Genomic DNA, 17,699 nt, shown 5'->3' with positions numbered 1-17,699 from the left:
CAAATGGGTATTATCCTTGATGAGAGTTAATCAACTAATTCAACTTGCTTAGACACATGGTTAAAGCACAGTCTTAATGTATCAATGGCGGTTTTTGTTTTTGCCGCTAAGCTGTCTCTCGCTGGAGTCACTGCATACACAGTGTAATTTGGCATTGCCCATTCGGGTGCAATTTCAACCAGCTCTTTCGATTTTAATAAATGCCTTACTTCTGGCTCTGGTAATACGCCATAGCCAACACCATCACACACTAATTTAATTAAGCTTTGCATATTATTTACGGTGATCTTTGCTTTCGGTAACGGCTTACTTGCCAGCGTTGACGGGTTAAACGCATTACTGTCGGCGTTGCTGTGGGCGATACGGGCAAAGTTGCCAAGGTCTTCCCAATTGGCTTTATCGAGTTTGCTAATTGCATGGTCCTTATGAGCACATAGCTTTAACGGCCAAGTTGCTAATTTACGAGCAACGAGGTTTGAGTCAGTTAATGGGCCAATCGCAATCGCTAGGTCAGCGCCGCATTTGATCATATCAATTGGCTCATCAGTTAAAATTAACTGAATACGTAAATCATCAAACTCGTTAATTAAGCGATCTAGTGGTTCGCTTAGCAATCCACCACCAAAACCTACAGGCGCAACTAATTTGAGCTCACCACTTGGCTTATTTTGTAGATTTTGTAACTGCGTACTGGCTTGATCTGCCAGTGCTAGCATTTTTAAACAGCTTTGATAATACAGGTGGCCAGCTTCGGTCAAAGTGAGTTCGCGAGGGCTGCGGTTAAATAGGCTCAATCCGATTTCTTGTTCTAATTGCTTAATGTGTTGACTGACAGCCGATGTGGTCATCGATAACTCTGCCGCTGCACTGCTCATATTGCCCGTTTCAACAGTGCGAGAAAATACACGCAATGTTTTGATCAGCTTGGAATTCATGGTTCAGGCCTTCTTAATTCAGTTTTAAGAAATCGTAAATTGTGAAAATCGGGACTTCTCATTAGTATGCAAACGCTAATTATTATCATTTATAAACAAAAAGTCACGGAGTATTATTATGACGAGGGTTGTTTCTTCTGTTTTACCACTCACCGCTGCTGTGTTAGCAGGTCTTTCCCATTTTGCATACGCTGATGACAAAAAACAAGACATGGAGGTCATCGTTGTATCGGCTTCCGGTTACGAGCAAATGCTAAAAGAGGCGCCAGCCAGTATCAGCGTTATTGATCGTGAACAACTTGAAAAGCGTTTTTATCGTGATCTAACCGATGCGATGACTGACGTACCCGGTGTGGTTGTTACAGGTGGTGGCGACAGAAAAGATATCAGCCTTCGCGGTATGGCAAGTCAATATACTTTGATTTTAATTGATGGTCAGCGTCAAACCTCACGTGAAACACGACCAAATAGTGATGGCCCAGGTGTAGAAGGGGCATGGACTCCGCCTATTTCAGCGATTGATCGAATTGAAGTTATTCGTGGCCCTATGTCGTCGTTATATGGCTCAGATGCCATTGGTGGGGTTATCAATATTATAACCCGTAAAACACCAGAAAAGTGGTACGGCGAACTACGTTTAGATAGCACCATTCAAGAATCAAGTGAATCGGGTGATATTAATCAAGGTAGTTTCTTTACTGCGGGTGGCTTAATTCCTGAGTTATTAGGTATGCAGTTATCGGGTCAGTTCTCAAAGCGTGATGAAGACGATTTCGAAGCCGGTTTTCGTGGCAAAGAGCAAAGCAATATCAAAGCGAAGTTTATCTTAACGCCTTCTGATAACCACGAAATCATGCTGGAAGTAGGCTCTGCAAAACAAAAACTTGACGAAACATTAGGCAAAACAGTTGCTCCTTTAGCTGAAGGTGAAAGCTGTGGCCGAAATGGCTGCCCAAAGTCATCAACCACAGAGTACGACCAAGAAACGTATTCACTAAGCCATAACGGTTTTTATGATTTTGGCTCATCACGCAGTTACTTAAAGTACGATAAATTCGATAATACCTCTCGTGAAATGTACGTCGAAAATACGGATGCGCAAACAAGTTGGACTTTACCGTTTACCAGTCATAATGCAGCATTTGGTGCGTCATATTTAAAAGAAGAGCTGGACGATTACACCAGTAACCGCATTAGTGACTTAACGCATGTTGAGAACGAGCAATGGTCAGTATTTGCAGAAGATGAATGGGCTGCAACCAAGCAGTTTAAACTCACTACCGGTCTTCGTTATGACCATGATGGTAATTTTTCAGGCCATTTCAGCCCGCGTTTATATGGTGTGTATACAGCAACTAAGTCGTTGACGGTGAAAGGTGGTATCTCTACAGGCTTTAGAGCGCCGAATATTCGTCAATCTACCGCGGCCTGGGGGCAAGTGAGCCGAGGTGGTAATATTTACGGTAACCCAGATTTAAGCCCTGAAAAATCAGTAAACTACGAAATGGGTATCTACTATGATGCCAGCCGTGATTTATCACTTTCAAGCACCGTATTTTACAACGAATTTGAAGATAAAATTACCCGTATTTCGTGCCCACTCACCCAGTGTACGGATGGACCAAATCAGTTTGGTTCGATGCCAACAACCTATGTCAATGTGGATGAAGCCGTTACACAAGGTTTTGAGTTATCAGTATCTTACGACATAACCAGTGAGCTTGATGTCAGTGCCAACTACACCTACACCGACTCTGAGCAAAAAACCGGTGAATACAAAGGCAGCCCACTTAACCAATTACCGAAGCATATTTTACAAACATCAGTTAATTGGCGCCCGGTTGATAAGCTAGGCACCTGGTTGCGTGTTCATTACCGCGGCGAAGAAAGCCAGCCTACAACAGGCCCGTCGCAAGACAGCTTAATTGCGCCAGATTACACCTTGGCTGATATTGGCGGTAACTACGATTTAAGCCGCAGCATTAAGTTAGGGTTTGGAGTTTATAACTTGTTTGATAAAGAAATTACCGAAGCTGAATACGGCTATGTTGAAGATGGTCGTCGTTATTGGCTATCTGTAGGGGTTAATTTTTAAGCTCTTCATTAGCAAAAGCAAAGCCAACGAGTTATGTTGGCTTTGTTAATATAATTGGCTTTAATTTCAAAAATAACAATAAATCGAGTGACGCTACTTTTGGGTTGTTTTTTAATGGTCGTATAACACTATAGTTATAGTTCGCTTTTTAAATAGTTCTACTACATTGGGTTAGTCATCAACTGACAGACAACAATGATAACAACTATAAAGGCGATATATGCAAAAAGTAACACAATTATGTAAACGAAAATCAGCGTCGTTTACTCCGCTCGCAGTGCTCTGTGCTGCTATTTTCTCACAGCCAAGTTTTGCAGGGAGTTGGCAGCAAAATGTCAGCATTGGCGGTTTTAATAATGTTCATATTTACACTCCTGATACGCAATCAAGCATAGGTAATGGTCATTCTTTGATGCTGGTATTGCATGGCTGCGTACAACCCATTAATAACTACTTAACTGCGAATCTTGAAGATGCAGCCGAAGCCCATGGCATGGTAATAGCCGTTCCTGATGCTATGAATAAGGCAGGTTATAGCTGCTGGTCATATTGGCAAGGAGCAATCAATAGAAGCTCTGGTGATTATAAGAATTTAATTAATTTAGCCAATGCATTAAGTTCTGATGCAGCGCGTAATATTGACCCTAAACAAGTGTATATTGCAGGCTTATCATCTGGAGCCGCAATGGCTGCACAAACGGCTTGTGTGGCGCCTGATGTATTTGCCGGAGTTGCACCAAGCGCAGGGCCGACCATCGGCACAAGTTCAAGTGGGGCAATTTCGACCTGTGAAACAGTGTCTGAAAACACCTTTGTATCCCGCTGTGAAAGCTATGCTGGCAGTTATAAAGATCATTTTGCTACACAAATAGCGGTGATTGGTCACGGTACTGCCGATACCACAGTCAATACCTGTTACAACCAGCAAAACGCAGATGGCTTTGCTGCCCTTTATGGGGTTAATCAACTTTCAGGCACGACGACAATAAGTGATGATGCAACGCGTACCGCTGAGCTGTCACTTTGGCAAGACAATCGAGTTGCTATGCTGTGGTTTAATAATTTGGATCACTCATGGTCGGGCGGGCAAGGTGCGTCTGGTGATTATGTGGCGGCAAACAGTATTAATTTTGCAACCTATCTCGGTGAGTACTTTGCGGCTAACAATAAACGAGTTGATCGTAATGCAGGCCCTGAAATTAGTAATTTAACTGCCACAGACAGTAATAACCAGCTCACCATTACAGGCAGTGCAATCGACCCAGAAGGCAGTGTAACGAATGTTGATATTAACGTGTATAGCCTAGCCGGTGGCGCGGCAAGCTTAATTGAGTCACTGAACGTGCAAGTCGATGCGAATAATACTTTTAGCGGGGTGACAAGTGCACTCAGCGATGGACTCTATGAAGTGCGTGTCAGTGCCACAGATAACGAAGCGAAACAAGGTGATGAAGCTAATCTAACGGTACGCGTTGGACCAGAGCCTGCGGCTACAGCACCGCTACTGAGTGACACTGCGGCTAGTGTAAACGGGCAGTGCGCTACTGTAACGGGCACGGTGATTGATGATAATCAAAATTTAAGCACTGTAGTGGTAAGCTTTAGCAATGGTGATGTGACGGCTACAGTGAATGGGCTTGCGTACTTTGCTGAGCAATGCAATTTGGCTGGTGGCAATAATACCGCAGTGATCACCGCAACTGATGATACTGCGCTTACATCAACAGATAGCATTAGTTTTGTCATCGATGCTGGTGTAACAGGCGATTACAATCTTCATATCAACGAAGGCCACATTAGCTGGGGCGAAGGCTATTCTGCCTGTTATTTAGCGTTTGGAACTGCAGCATTTACTATGCGCGAGTATTCAGCGGGCACAAATCAATGTCAGTGGATTGCTGATGGTGATTCAAGTTGTGCAGGGCCATTACAAGCATGCAAAACCACCACTGAACCGACTAATGACGCAGACAACGACGGTGTGCTCGACGGTGCAGATAATTGCCCGAATGTAGCGAATGCTGATCAAGCCGATAACGATAATGACGGGGTTGGTAATGTGTGTGACAGCACTCCTGATGGTGAAACGAGTGACTCCGACAGCGATGGTGTCAGTGATAGCCTAGATAACTGCCCGTTGGTGGCCAATAGTGATCAACTAGATAGTGATGCAGATGGTGTGGGTGATGCGTGTGATTCAACACCGAATGGTGATTACCAATGCAGCGAATCCACTTCAAGCAACTATGCACATGTGCAAGCAAACCGCGCAACTACGAATGGCTCTTACGCCTATGCGGTGGGCTCAGGTGATAACCTTGGTCTTTATAACACCTTTTATACTAGTACCTTAGCGCAAACTAGTGCTGGGTATTATGAATTAGGTAATTGCCCTAATTAATAGATGTGTGTCGCCCAAACGGGCGACACTTTTTTCTAAGCAAGGTTTAGAACTTATAGGTCAGAGTTAGGCTACCGTTTGTTGGCGCGCCATAATAACCCACGGTTTGTAAGCTATTGATGTACTGCTCATCAGTAATATTATTAACGTTTGCCTGTACTGCAACTTGGTCATTAATATTCCAACGTGCGAAGGCGTTTAGTAGGGCGTAACTACCTTGCTTAACATTGTAATCAGTGCTTTCGATTTTAGATTGCCAACGGCCATTTAAACCCACAACCACAGCATCTGTTAGTGCATAATCCACCGTTACACCAACAACATCTCGAGGTGCCCATTTATTGGTGTCATCACCATTTTCATCTGTAACATCAATATGTGTATAAGATGCGACGATATTCATAGCGTCGGTGATTTTACCAGTGACTTCAAATTCATAGCCTTCTGACTCAATAGACACGCCTTCATAGTAATAAATACCATCTTCAGTGAGGCCCGCGTATTGCGCAAAATTATCTTGCTCAGCAGTAAAATAAGCAAATGTTGTCATTAGGGCATCATCAAACCAAGAAGCTTTAACACCAGTTTCAAAGTTAGTGCCTTTGGTAGGTGCTAAGTATTGGCCGTTGTAATCAGCTTGCTCTTGAGGCTGATAAATATCTGAGTAACTAGCATATAAGTTTAAATCGTCGTTTAACTTATAGGTAAAACCGATATATGGGCTTGTTTCGCTTTCGTCATTATCGATTGATGCACCGGCATTCATACCTGAGCGTTCAAATTCAATAGCGTTAAAACCAACCACGGTAAATAATTTATCAGTAATATTTAACTGAGCCGAGCCAAAGTAACGGGTTAGCTTTTGTTCAATATCTGAATAAAGAACCGGTGTTAACCAATCAGGTTCTGGGATCGCATCTAAATCATATGGAAATGCAGGGGTTGGTCCATAAGCCGGTGTATTTGCAAAATCAAACGGGTGTTGATACATCACATCATCACTTTTAGCATGGCTTACCCCAAAGCTTGCTTGGTGCTCTTTGCCAAACAATTCAAAGGCACCAAATGCTTTTACTTCAAATAAGTCAGCATCTACTTCGCTGTCGTAGCGACCCGGCCAACCACTTAGGCCAAGATTGGTGTCTTTATCAATGCTTCCACTGGCATAAAATAGTTTGTCTTGCTCTTCAAAACCACGGAAGTTGTAGCTCGCTTGAAGCTGCCATGCGTTTGCAAAAACATAGTTGTATTCAACAAATGCAGAGGTGTTAATGGTGTCCCACATTGTCCACTCTTGGGTGGTTGTGTCGCTGACATCCCATTTAGCTTGCGTACCATCTGTGTAGTTATAAACAAGGCCGCCCCAAGTATTGCCATCGGTATCTGCGTCTTGATATGAGTAACCGATAGTAACCGTTGAGTTATCAGTAAGCTGACCATCTACCACCGCAGAGAAAAACTCGCGATTGTTCTCAAGGCCATCTAGGTATGACTCTTTATCTTCTGCGGCAGCCACAAAACGAGCAGCCCAACTACCTGATTCGGTTAATAATAGTGAGTAGTCAGCTTGTAAACGTTTAAAATCCCATGAGCCAATAGAGACACCGATTTCGCCGCCGTTTTCGTTTTTAGGGCGTTTGCGTACATAGTTAAGGGTACCCGATGCATTACCTACACCAGTAAGTAAGCCATTAGCACCACGAACAACTTCAATTTTTTCGTAGCCATATGCTTCCATTGCGCCGGTAACGATACCCCAGTCATTCGGTAAGCCAACTCCATCGATTTGTGTATTCTTAATTTCAAAACCACGCGATGTATAGTTGGTACGGTTCGTTTCCCATTCTTCAACATTGATACCCGGGGCTAAGCGTAAAGCATCATTAATGTTAAAAGCGGAATAATTTTTTAGCTGCTCAGCAGAGATCACACTGATAGATTGCGGCGTTTCATCAATTTCTAATGCTAAACCTGTTGCGCCTTCACTAATACGGTTTTGACGTATGCCAACAATTTCGATTTTTTCGAGATTAGCTTCTACGTCAGCTGTTTGCTCCGCAAAACTGATTTGAGGGTAAAGTGCATAAAGAATAGCGGTTGCAACAGGCAACTGAGTGAATTTCATTTTTATCTCCGCGTGTTATTTAGCTGGTTTTTAGGGTTTTTGTGTTTGATAAGGAAACTATTTGCGGGTAAGTTATCACAAATGATAATAACTATCATCACCATTTATCTCAAATGGTGATATGTTAATACAAATAAGTTTAAAAATTAGTTTTTTGAAATGCTTTTGAGGTGCTTATATTAATTCGGCTAATTAAGAGAAAGGTTTTTAGGTAATTAAACCTGAGTAATATTAGGAAAAAATTTGTTGCTTAGTTGCTCTCTGCAATTGAACCTCGATTGCTTTAGCTGGGACGCCTATAAAGCTATAAATAAGCTAATTTTAAAGCTAGTAGTGAAAGGTGTTATTTTTAAAAATAATTAAGCTTTAATGCCAATTAATGAAATTCAAATGAAGTAAACACAAAAAAGGCGCCAGTTGGCGCCTTAAATTCGGGGTATTTTACTTTCTTCGCAGAGAATACGTATCATGACCTATTAGCGTTACAGTTTGGGCAAGACTTACCTCTTCAATATCCATTACAACCACACGCTCTCTAGAGTGAAGGACTTCTGAATCAAGAGATTGCTCTTCTTGAAGCATATAGAAGTGATTACCAATCTGGCCACCACTATGATCGATATTAGCTTCGTGAAGACTGTATTCTTTGTAGCCTGCAATAGTCTCTAGCGTTCCAGATGTACCAGAGCCAGGTAAAATAGCAAGGTACGAAACACGCTCAGCAAAGTGTCCTTCATTCAAGCTTTCTTGCTCGTAAAATGCTGCATCAAATCCAGTGCTCGTTAGGTTAGCAGCGCGCGTATAAACGGTATGGCTTCCATTGAAAGTCTGTACTTGTAAAAACAAATATGGCTGTTTTGCAAATGAGTCTTTGAACTCAACAGCTTTATATTCTCTCGTGCCACTTAACATAAAGCTGCCAACCTCAACAATAGTGCCATCATTCATAGTGTAACGGCCTTCATCCATTGCTAGAAAGTCAAACGACTCAACATCTTTATGCGCATCTTTGATGTATTGCCATTTTTGAAATGAGACAGCATAGCTATTGTCGCTTACATTGGTTAATCTTAGCGCTCCACCATTAGGATCATTATTAGTAGGCGCCGATGTGAAGATAGCCGGTGCTGTAAAATATTGGTCAGCAAAGTCGAATGACTTCCATTTGGCACCCAGTTGGTCCATCACTTTTTCTGAATAATAAGCGATACCTTCGTTCTCGATTAAACAAGGCGCTTGGGTGTAACATTCCGTCGTATTTTGCGTATTAGTCGTTAAATCATTGATACGTACAGGCAAACTTGCAACAAAACATGATTTACCCGTGTATGGGCTTAATTTATAAAGTTTAGATTCGTTTTTGTCACCATGGTCATTGATAACTGAGCGACTGATGATAATGTCACCTTTTTGACTCAGTGTTGCACCACCAACATTTACTAAGTTGTGTTCAGCAAGCTTTGTGTATTGATAATTGCTTTGATCAACACTGTAAACCGATGTCGCAGTGATCAGGAAAAGTTCGCCATTTTTGATAACTAAATCAGCTCGGCTTAAGCCTTCAACATCACTAAAGTCTGCAAGCTCAGTTGTACTACCTGTATTTTTATCAATTTTTAGTAGCTTAGAATAACTAACTGCAATTAATGAGTCAGTTTGAGGATCATAGGTTAAACCAATAACAGAACTCGTTCTGCCAACAGAAACATGCTCACCTGTAGCATGGTCTAAATACGCTAAACGACTATATTTAAACTTTTCGCCTTGGATTGGCAATTGTGATGATTGCTCTTCACTAATATTAAGGTGAGAGGTATCAACTTTGTACTCTAGTGGAATAGGTGATGAAACATAATAAGTTCGGTTTGTTGTTTCATCATAAGCAATAGCCGATGAGCTAAATTTAGCGATTGAATCGGCTTTAGCTGTTTTATTTTGTTCGTCTAGGCTAAACATAATGCCAAGTTCGCCTCGGCCTGAATTCATCGCAAACAACTCGCCCTGACAGCTATTTGCAGTTGCATTGCTTGCTGTCATAACACCAGCAACAGCAAGGGTCGATAATAACAAGTTATTTTTCTTAGACATACGTATATTCCACTAGTTAGTACATTAGGATACAAAGCAAAAAGGTGAGCCTTGTATTAATAATGAGCATTATAGTGAGAACAGTAACTTTACGAATGCCGAGAAAAGCTGTTTTTAAGTCTTGAAATTAATCCTTTACTATTAAAAATTGACTCTTTTAGAGTCAATCAATCACATTTCTGACTTTTCTGATCCTCCTCCGATGAGTGAGACATTGAGCTGCCAACAGAAGCCGTGATAACCAATAAAATCGCTAACCACTGCCATACACTAAGCAACTCAGCTAAAATAATAAATCCAGCAAGTGCAGCAATGGCAGGTTCTAGGCTCATCATGATGCTAAAGCCTTGTGCTGGCATATTACGCAGCGCAACCATCTCTAAAGTGTATGGCAGCGCACTTGACATGATGGCGACTAAAATACCAAGCGGCAGAACTTCCCAGCTCAAGAGTGCTGTGCCTTGTGAAGCTGCGCCATAAGGTACAAGTACAATCGCGGCAACGCTCATCCCCATAGCAACCGTCATCCCGCCAGAGCCTTGGTTACCTGTTTTTTTGCCGAACAAAATATAAAACGCCCAACAGGCACCAGCCGCAAGGGCTAGAATCACACCGACGGGGTCGAGGCTGTCTTCGCCTTTCATATCAGGTAATAATAAAATAATGCCTGCAATAGCACAGGCTACCCAGAATAAATCGCGCTTTTTACGTGACGAAAGTAAAGCAACTGCAAGGGGACCGGTAAACTCCAGCGCAACACCTATTCCTAAAGGGATACGCTCAATTGCGTAATAAAATAGAATGTTCATACCACCTAAGCTCAGACCATAGATGATAATCGGCATGCGTTGACCCATTGGCGGAAGCGCGCGCCAAGGTTTAAACACAAGGCACAAAATGGCAGCTGAAAAACCCAAGCGTAGGGCAGTGGTTCCCTCAGGGCCTATTATAGGAAATAATTGCTTTGCAACAGAGGCTCCCGATTGAATGGTAACCATTGCAAGAAGTACGCAAATAACAGCAACAAAAAACGGTGGGATGGTGCGTTGCATCACTGTCCTTATGAATTATTAAGAGCTTAAGTTTGCGGCGATTTTACTGATGTTTTAGTTTATAAGAAACGTTTTTCGTTAAATGGACATGGATTATCGATAAAGCTGTTGTGTGCGCAACGGAACACGTCAAGTTGCGGAAAATGTAGTCTAAATTAGATTGGATTATGCTGCCTTTAAGTTAATTAAAGCCAGCATAATTTATCTTTTAATTAGCTCAATTTAAAACGATTTATCTGCTTGTTTAAATTATTTGCCAAGCTAGCCAGTTTACTCGATGAATCCGATATGCTTTGCGTTTGTTGCTGTGATTTTCGGCTGGTGTCTTGTACTTCGTTTAAGCGTTGGGCTATTTCTTCGGTCACTTGAGATTGCTGCTCAGATGCAGAAGCAATGGTCATATTAGCATCCGAAATAGCTTTTGCTTGCACGCTAATTTCATCAAGCATATGGCCCACTTTTTCTGAATTTACCACCGCCTCTTTTATTTGCGTATCACTTGCGCGGATCCTTTGCGTCACAGCATTGGTTGCCGTTTGTAACGAGTTAATTTTATCTTGGATCTCAAGAGTGGAGCTTTGCGTACGACTAGCCAAAGTTCTTACTTCATCAGCAACAACTGCAAACCCTCGCCCTTGTTCACCGGCTCTTGCAGCTTCGATTGCGGCATTAAGTGCCAGTAAATTAGTTTGTTCAGCAATGTTACTTATAACACTTAAAATAGCAGTTACTTCATTCACTGAGACTTCCAGTTGGTTAAGGTCTGTTAGTGATTTGGTTAAGGTATCGGCCACTGACTCAACAGAGCTCACTCCTTGTTGTACAACTTGCAAACCCTCTTTGGTTTTTTGATTGGCAGAGGTCGCACTGTTTGCTGCTTCTGCACAGTTTTGTGAAACTTCTTTAACGGCCGTTGAGTTTTCATAGACAGAGCTTGAAATCACTTCAATTGCTTGGCTTTGAATATCATTCAACGTTTTGGCCTGTCGTGAAATTTCATCGAGGCTTTTTGCTGCTACTTGGGCCTGCTCTGAATGATCATGAATTTCTTTAAGAAGCTGGGAAAGCTTATCAACCATAACGTTAAAGGTGCTCGCAAGCTGACCTATTTCGTCATCAGCTTTATGGTCAATATAACAAGATAAATCACCTTCAGATATACGCTTAGCTTCATCAATTAAGGCATGGGTTGCTTTAATCACTTTTTTCTCTAATTGCCAGTAACACACTATCAAGGTAGCTATAATGGTCAGCACTAAAACGGTGCTAGTTAAACTTAAGGTGACCACACGGTCATGATTACTTTTTACTTCTGCGGCACTTTTTTTCTCAATTGAACTTAAAAATGCTTTCACGGGTTGCTGAATTTTCTCAACTTCTGCCATGTAAGCCGCGTTGGTTAAAAGCTCGATAGCTTGCACCCATCTTTTATGTTCGCTTACGGTTAAGTTATTTGTATCACGACCAAGCAAATCACTGACTAGGCTAAATGCTTGTTCTTCTGTTTCGACTAGTTTGAGTGATAAGTCGTTGGATTTTTGCAAGAGAGCTAAATCATCAGCAGCCACATTAAAAGCTCTTAAGCGCTGTACATAACTTTTCTTTTCGCCATTAAGCCAAGCAGCTTTTCCTTGAATTTGATCAACAAGATTTTGGTATTCCACTTTATAGCGAGGGTCTAAGGTTACAACATGTTGACGAGCAAGTTCTGTAAGGTGAATCGAATTTGAAGATGAAAACTTAGCAAGGTGGCTTAGCTCATAACGCTGTTGCGCCGACTCCATACTTTCTTCTTGTCCTGATTGTAGAAATAAAATTATGAGGAGTAGGCCGGTTGCAAGGGTAATGGTAGCCGCAAAAACCGCTCTTAATAAAAATCGTATAGACAAGGCTAATTCTCACAAATTAAATAATGCATGATTTAAACATAGTGCAATAACCTTCAACCGCAAAAAATATTGTTATAAATGATTATTTATTAAAAAGGTTAATTTAAGGAAAGTTAAAAGTCTTAATTATTAATAAAATGGTATGAGTTTTGCTGTGTCTAGCCTTTTTGCCAAGGAAGACAAAATGTTGACGATCAATTCGCCACGACTACGAACGCCAAATTTACTGCAAAATACGCAATCTATCACCTCAACCTATGAGAAGTTAGCTTCTGGAAAGCGTATAAACTCTGCTAAAGATGACGCTGCAGGCCTACAAATAAGCCATAGATTAACAACGCAAATAGCAGTAAAGCAGCAAACGCTTAGAAATTTACAAGATGGGATCAGCTATGGGCAAGTGGCAGATGCTGGCTTATCCGAGCTAACAGACTCGCTTCAACGCATGCGAACTTTAGCCCTTCAAGCCGCAAATGGCTCAAATACAGATATCGATAGGGAAGCGTTAAATGAAGAGTTTTCACAGTTACGAGATCATATAAACAGCGTTGTAGCCAATACAGAAATTTTTGGTAAAAAACCATTAATGTCTAAGCCTGAGCAAGAGACGAATTTAGATAATGTACCTGTATTGAATGAGGTGTTTTCTAATAATGTTCAGCAAGGAATGAGATCAGGGGATGTTTCTTTAGGCCTAATACCTGCAGGTTCAACGAACGTTAGAATTCAAATAAATGATAATGGTGCGAATGATGATTTAAATCTATTTACCCAAACTGGCGAGCATTTAGTGGGGCAAGATTTATCGTCTGTGCAATCTAGAATTGAAGCAAATCTATTTACTCCAGCAAATGGTTACCAAGGAACAGAAACATATAGCAATGGCAATTTATTTACGGGGGGAGGTTTTAATTTCCCAGCTGTAAATAGTCAAACAATTAACGGAATGAACTTTACCTACTCGGGGAATGGTAACCCAAGCTCAGGAAGTTCAAATGAAGAAATATTCATTGATAATGTAACCGAGCCGCTGCTTCTTACTGTGATTGGCTCGGGGATGTTTCGAATTACTGCCAGTTGGGATTCTTTGGGGAGTTTAAATTCATCATCTGCTGAATCAAGTGATGGTCCAATGATGGTAACATCAACAGACCAAGCGGTCGGTGAAGATGGTTATATTATATTTGAAGATATCGATGCCAGTGCTGGCTCTTTAACGATTGACGGCATTACTATAAGCAGCGAAGACTTGGCTCAAAATGCAATTGCCAGAATTGACACTGCATTGTCGCGAATCGGGGGATTTAGAGCTGAAATCGGTGCAAAAATGAACGCTATTGAGTCAACTATGCGCAATCAATCTAATCAATCGTCGATGCTAAGCTCAGCAAATCAGCGAATTGAAGATACTGATTTTGCAAAAGTAATGGCAGAAAAAGTATCTCTAGATATTGTTCAGCAAGCGAGTGTTAGTGTTGCTATGCAAGCAAGAGATATTACTAAGAATGGAATTTTGAGTTTGTTAGGGCAACTAGAATAGTTGCCCTTAAACGCTATTAGCTTTTATCTGCAGGATAGACAACACCAAGCTGACTTCGCGCTTCATCAAGCACTGCCATGACTTGCTTTGAAAGTGTATGGGTATTAACTGATGACTCAATTTGTCCTGCATTGGCCGCTTGAATAAAATGGCTTACTTCATGGCGCATAAAGTGTTCATCAAATGGCTCAGAGAGTTCTTCGACCGTGCCATCGTTACCAATATATTGCATACGCTTTAATAAAGAGACAGCTTCGATACGAATACGGCCTTTTTCACCTTGAATTTCAGTAAAATTATCGCCTTGTGAGATTTTAGAGTAGCTTATTACTGCTTGTTTATCGGCATAATTTAATAATACATCGCCGGCGCCATCAACACCGGTTTCAAGTAACACACCACTGGCTTTTACACTCTGAGGCGCACCCCATAAAGCGAGTAAAATATACAGCGGATAAATACCTAAATCGACTAATGCGCCGTTAGCAAATTCCGGTAAAAAGGTATTTGGGCGCTCACCATTTTTATACTTATCGTAACGTGATGAGTACTGACTATATTGACCAATATATTTGCGAGGTACGCCAATTTTAGTAAGGGCATTTTTTAAGCGCGCAAAGTTTGGTAAATGCGTGGTCATCATCGCTTCCATATATAAGCGTTGATTTTCTTTAGCTGCTTCGATAATCAGCTCAAGCTCTACGCTGTTTGCTGCCGAAGGCTTTTCACCTAAAACGTGTTTCCCCGCTTTTAAACACATAACAGCATAGTCTTTGTGTAAGCTATTTGGTGCCGCAATGTAGACGGCATCGACCAGAGGGTCTTGGCATACTTGTTCAATATTGGTAAACACTTTAGCGTCTGTCATGTCGTGCTTTGCAAGGAAAGACTCGCCTGTTTGCTGCTCTCGAGAGCAAACGCCATACAAGGAGAATTGTTCAATTTGTTTGGCTGCGCTCAAAAGCGTGTCGCTTATAAAATTGGTACCTACAATCACAAAGTTCATGGTTACTCCTCGTTGTTTTGTGCAAGCCATGCTTGCCAACCCTGTTCAAATTTTTCCATCTGTTTGTGCTTTTTGCTTAACAAATGTTTGTCTTCGTCTTCTTGGGCCATATAAGGGCCAACGCGACATAATGCACAGTGTTTATCACCTAAATAAGCGGGTAAAGTCAGCTTATTAGTAATGTTGTTGTCAGTTTTTTCGCTAAATACATAGGTAATGCCACTGGTGTCTTTTACATGTTTATCACGGTCAACATTGCGAATTTTATAGCCTGGGAATAAATTAATATCGAATGGCATTTGGCCTAAATAATGGCAGTTTAGCCCCTGATTTAAGCTGCCTTCAATATTCCATTCGCGATACGGTTTTACATCTTTAGAGGTGATGTAACACAGCATCGGGCCGTTTTTATCTAATGCAAATTGGCTTGCGTAGTCTAGATAGCGATGCAACAAGGCACGGTTTAAAACATTCATACCACCTTGTTGGGTATTTGCTTTAAATGCTGCCTCACCTTTAAATGCGGGTATAAGTGGAAATTGAAAAATAACTACATCGAAACGTGCATCGACTAAGCGCAGCCACGAGTCTGGCTTTGTTACATCAAATTCAGTGAGTGTAGTTACATTTAGTTGTTGCAATGCGCTTAGTGCATTGTCGGCATATTTTTGCTCAATAGTGTTTGCATCATCATAAGTCGAAGCAACAAGCTTGGTTGGTTTTATATGACGAGCTATGGCGTGCGAAAATGACAAATCACCATCGCCTACCGTCAAAATGCGCCAACTTGGGTCTAAAAACATGTCGTTATTTGCCTTGTTCTGGCGCTGTTTCAACTGCAGTTTTTGGGCAAAGCGCTAAACGAGTTTTTAGCCCTTCAATGGCAATTTGTTTAAAGATCAAGTTAAAGCTAATCAAAACGGCAATAACGATATGGATAGGACCGTGCGTAAACCCTGCGTCGGTGTCAAAGAGCATTAAACCGAAAAGCAAAAACATGGTGGCTAAAAATATCTCAATCAACTGATTAGAATATATCTTTAAAGTACCTTGGTTTTTGTGATCTTTTTTAATGTGGATAGCACAAAAAAAGGGAATCACTTTAATTTTAAAGTGAGCGCCTTTTTCAACGTAATTTTCGCCGAGTAGGTCTAGTTTGGCGCGCAATTGATCTATCATAGCAAGTCCTTAAGAAACTGAGCCGCGGATGTTACCGCAAACCGGGCTAAAGGGCTACTCAGGATAGATGCTGATGCCAATTACAAAGATGTGACAAACAAAAACGACTGAGGTTAAAACAAATCGCATTTTCTGGTAATCAACATGGTAATTTTGCCACTGCGGTGAAGTTTTCTCGAATAATAATACAAGCCAAAAACTTGCTGCTAACCAACCTAAAGCCCATGGTGTTGGCAGAAAACTTAAAAACCCAATAGGTAAGATAGGAATAATCGCTTTTATAGCATCAGCATGCGTTTGCTGGCCTGCATGCCATAAGTTACCAGCCATAAAGGCTAAAATAGCGATGCTATAAAAAGTGAAAAAGTCTAAGTTGACGGCATTACTTCCTGCAATAAGTGGCCAGCCTACGCAGCCTAAAAACGGTAGTAAACCTAAGTAACCAAGTTGAATGTGATTAATAAACTTTTCCATAATGACCTTAAAGCCGCCTAACTGGTATAAAATAACTCGTAGTTATTTTATACCAGTTAGGCGGCTAAAACGATCGCTTTATTATTGGCGTAATTCTCGACGTAGAATTTTGCCAACCGTCGATTTAGGCAATTGTTCCATAAAAATGATTGATTTAGGTACTTTATAAGCACTTAAGTTTTCGCGGCAATAGTCACTCACCTGTTGCTCATCAATCTGCTCTTTTAAAGTAATGTAGGCACAGACACGCTCACCGGTTTTTTCATCTTTTGCACCAATAACGGCCGCTTCGCAGATAGCAGGGTGCTGACAAAGTACATTTTCAACTTCGTTAGGGTAAACATTAAAGCCAGAGACAATAATCATGTCTTTTAAACGATCTACAATTTTGTAGTTACCGCTTGGCAGTTTTAGGCCTACATCTCCGGTTTTGAAAAAGCCGCGTTTCATGCATTTATCGGTTTCATCTTGGCGTTGCCAGTAACCCATCATCACCTGTGGGCCTTTAACAACTATCTCGCCAGACTCACCGTCAGCAACAGGTTCATCATTTTCATCCCAAATCTCAACTGTGGTGTTTGATAATGGGCGGCCAATACTGCCAATCTCTTCTTTTTTAAAGTCGTTTAACGTCGCAACTGGCGAGGTTTCTGATAAGCCATAGCCTTCTGTGATTGTGCAACCTGTGGTGCTCATCCATGCATCAGCAGCTGCGTGTGTTAGAGCTGCGCCCCCTGAGACTGTCATTTTTAGGTTTGAAAAATTCAGGGCTTTAAAACCAGGATGCATACACAAGCCAATAAATAAGGTGTTAATGCCTGAAAAGTAATTAATTTCAAATGGTTCTATTTGCTTTACTAAGGCATCTAAATCACGAGGATTTGGTATAAGCACATTAAATTGTCCCATTGCGAA

The 17,699-nt window shown here is 41.3% G+C and carries 13 protein-coding genes; 3 read left to right on the top strand and 10 right to left on the bottom strand.

Features of this window, described 5'->3' with window-relative positions; translation table 11 throughout:
• Positions 1-26 precede the first annotated feature (26 nt).
• Positions 27-935: a LysR family transcriptional regulator gene (locus L1267_RS09450; RefSeq protein ID WP_235382670.1), complete on the bottom strand. Its 909-nt coding sequence runs from the start codon at positions 933-935 to the stop codon at positions 27-29.
• Between the two features lie 118 nt (positions 936-1,053).
• On the opposite strand from L1267_RS09450, the gene L1267_RS09445 reads away from it, so the two are divergent.
• Together L1267_RS09445 and L1267_RS09440 are read left to right on the top strand one after the other, a co-directional pair.
• On the top strand, positions 1,054-3,030 hold the full coding sequence (locus L1267_RS09445; RefSeq protein WP_235382669.1) for a ligand-gated channel protein: 1,977 nt from the start codon (positions 1,054-1,056) through the stop codon (positions 3,028-3,030).
• A gap of 220 nt (positions 3,031-3,250) precedes the next feature.
• The gene (locus tag L1267_RS09440) at positions 3,251-5,431 is read left to right on the top strand and encodes an extracellular catalytic domain type 1 short-chain-length polyhydroxyalkanoate depolymerase (RefSeq protein ID WP_235382668.1); all 2,181 of its coding nucleotides are present in this window, start codon (positions 3,251-3,253) and stop codon (positions 5,429-5,431) included.
• Positions 5,432-5,477: 46 nt separating this feature from the next.
• Here the strand turns inward: L1267_RS09440 and L1267_RS09435 are convergent, their stop codons facing one another.
• The 4 genes from L1267_RS09435 to L1267_RS09420 all read right to left on the bottom strand — a co-directional run bounded on the left by L1267_RS09435 (position 5,478) and on the right by L1267_RS09420 (position 12,480).
• Positions 5,478-7,556 carry a TonB-dependent siderophore receptor gene (locus L1267_RS09435; RefSeq protein ID WP_235382667.1) on the bottom strand — a complete coding sequence of 693 codons (2,079 nt, stop codon included), beginning with the start codon at positions 7,554-7,556 and terminating at the stop codon, positions 5,478-5,480.
• A gap of 441 nt (positions 7,557-7,997) precedes the next feature.
• A complete protein-coding gene (locus tag L1267_RS09430) occupies positions 7,998-9,644 on the bottom strand; it encodes a hypothetical protein (protein ID WP_135926896.1) in 1,647 nt (548 codons plus the stop codon).
• A gap of 167 nt (positions 9,645-9,811) precedes the next feature.
• On the bottom strand, positions 9,812-10,696 hold the full coding sequence (locus L1267_RS09425) for an EamA family transporter (RefSeq protein ID WP_235382666.1): 885 nt from the start codon (positions 10,694-10,696) through the stop codon (positions 9,812-9,814).
• Positions 10,697-10,908: 212 nt separating this feature from the next.
• Positions 10,909-12,480 carry a methyl-accepting chemotaxis protein gene (locus tag L1267_RS09420; protein WP_235382665.1) on the bottom strand — a complete coding sequence of 524 codons (1,572 nt, stop codon included), beginning with the start codon at positions 12,478-12,480 and terminating at the stop codon, positions 10,909-10,911.
• Between the two features lie 289 nt (positions 12,481-12,769).
• Between L1267_RS09420 and L1267_RS09415 the strand changes: the two genes are divergently transcribed.
• The gene (locus L1267_RS09415) at positions 12,770-14,125 is read left to right on the top strand and encodes a flagellin N-terminal helical domain-containing protein (RefSeq protein WP_171040421.1); all 1,356 of its coding nucleotides are present in this window, start codon (positions 12,770-12,772) and stop codon (positions 14,123-14,125) included.
• 16 nt (positions 14,126-14,141) lie between these two features.
• Here L1267_RS09415 and L1267_RS09410 read toward each other — a convergent pair whose 3' ends face one another.
• The 5 genes from L1267_RS09410 to L1267_RS09390 all read right to left on the bottom strand — a co-directional run.
• Complete coding sequence (locus tag L1267_RS09410; RefSeq protein ID WP_235382664.1) at positions 14,142-15,131, bottom strand: Gfo/Idh/MocA family protein; 990 nt, start codon at positions 15,129-15,131, stop codon at positions 14,142-14,144.
• A 2-nt stretch (positions 15,132-15,133) separates the two neighbouring features.
• Complete coding sequence (locus tag L1267_RS09405) at positions 15,134-15,934, bottom strand: class I SAM-dependent methyltransferase (RefSeq protein ID WP_235382663.1); 801 nt, start codon at positions 15,932-15,934, stop codon at positions 15,134-15,136.
• A gap of 4 nt (positions 15,935-15,938) precedes the next feature.
• On the bottom strand, positions 15,939-16,310 hold the full coding sequence (locus L1267_RS09400; protein ID WP_135926903.1) for a hypothetical protein: 372 nt from the start codon (positions 16,308-16,310) through the stop codon (positions 15,939-15,941).
• A 54-nt stretch (positions 16,311-16,364) separates the two neighbouring features.
• The gene (locus L1267_RS09395) at positions 16,365-16,784 is read right to left on the bottom strand and encodes a DUF3429 domain-containing protein (protein WP_235382662.1); all 420 of its coding nucleotides are present in this window, start codon (positions 16,782-16,784) and stop codon (positions 16,365-16,367) included.
• A gap of 81 nt (positions 16,785-16,865) precedes the next feature.
• The coding region (locus L1267_RS09390) for an AMP-binding protein (protein ID WP_235382661.1) at positions 16,866-17,699 on the bottom strand (834 nt) is incomplete at its 5' end.

The organism is Pseudoalteromonas sp. OFAV1 (assembly GCF_021532595.1).
Taxonomy (GTDB): Bacteria; Pseudomonadota; Gammaproteobacteria; order Enterobacterales; family Alteromonadaceae; genus Pseudoalteromonas; species Pseudoalteromonas lipolytica_C.
This window is presented reverse-complemented; position numbering and strand designations above follow the sequence as displayed.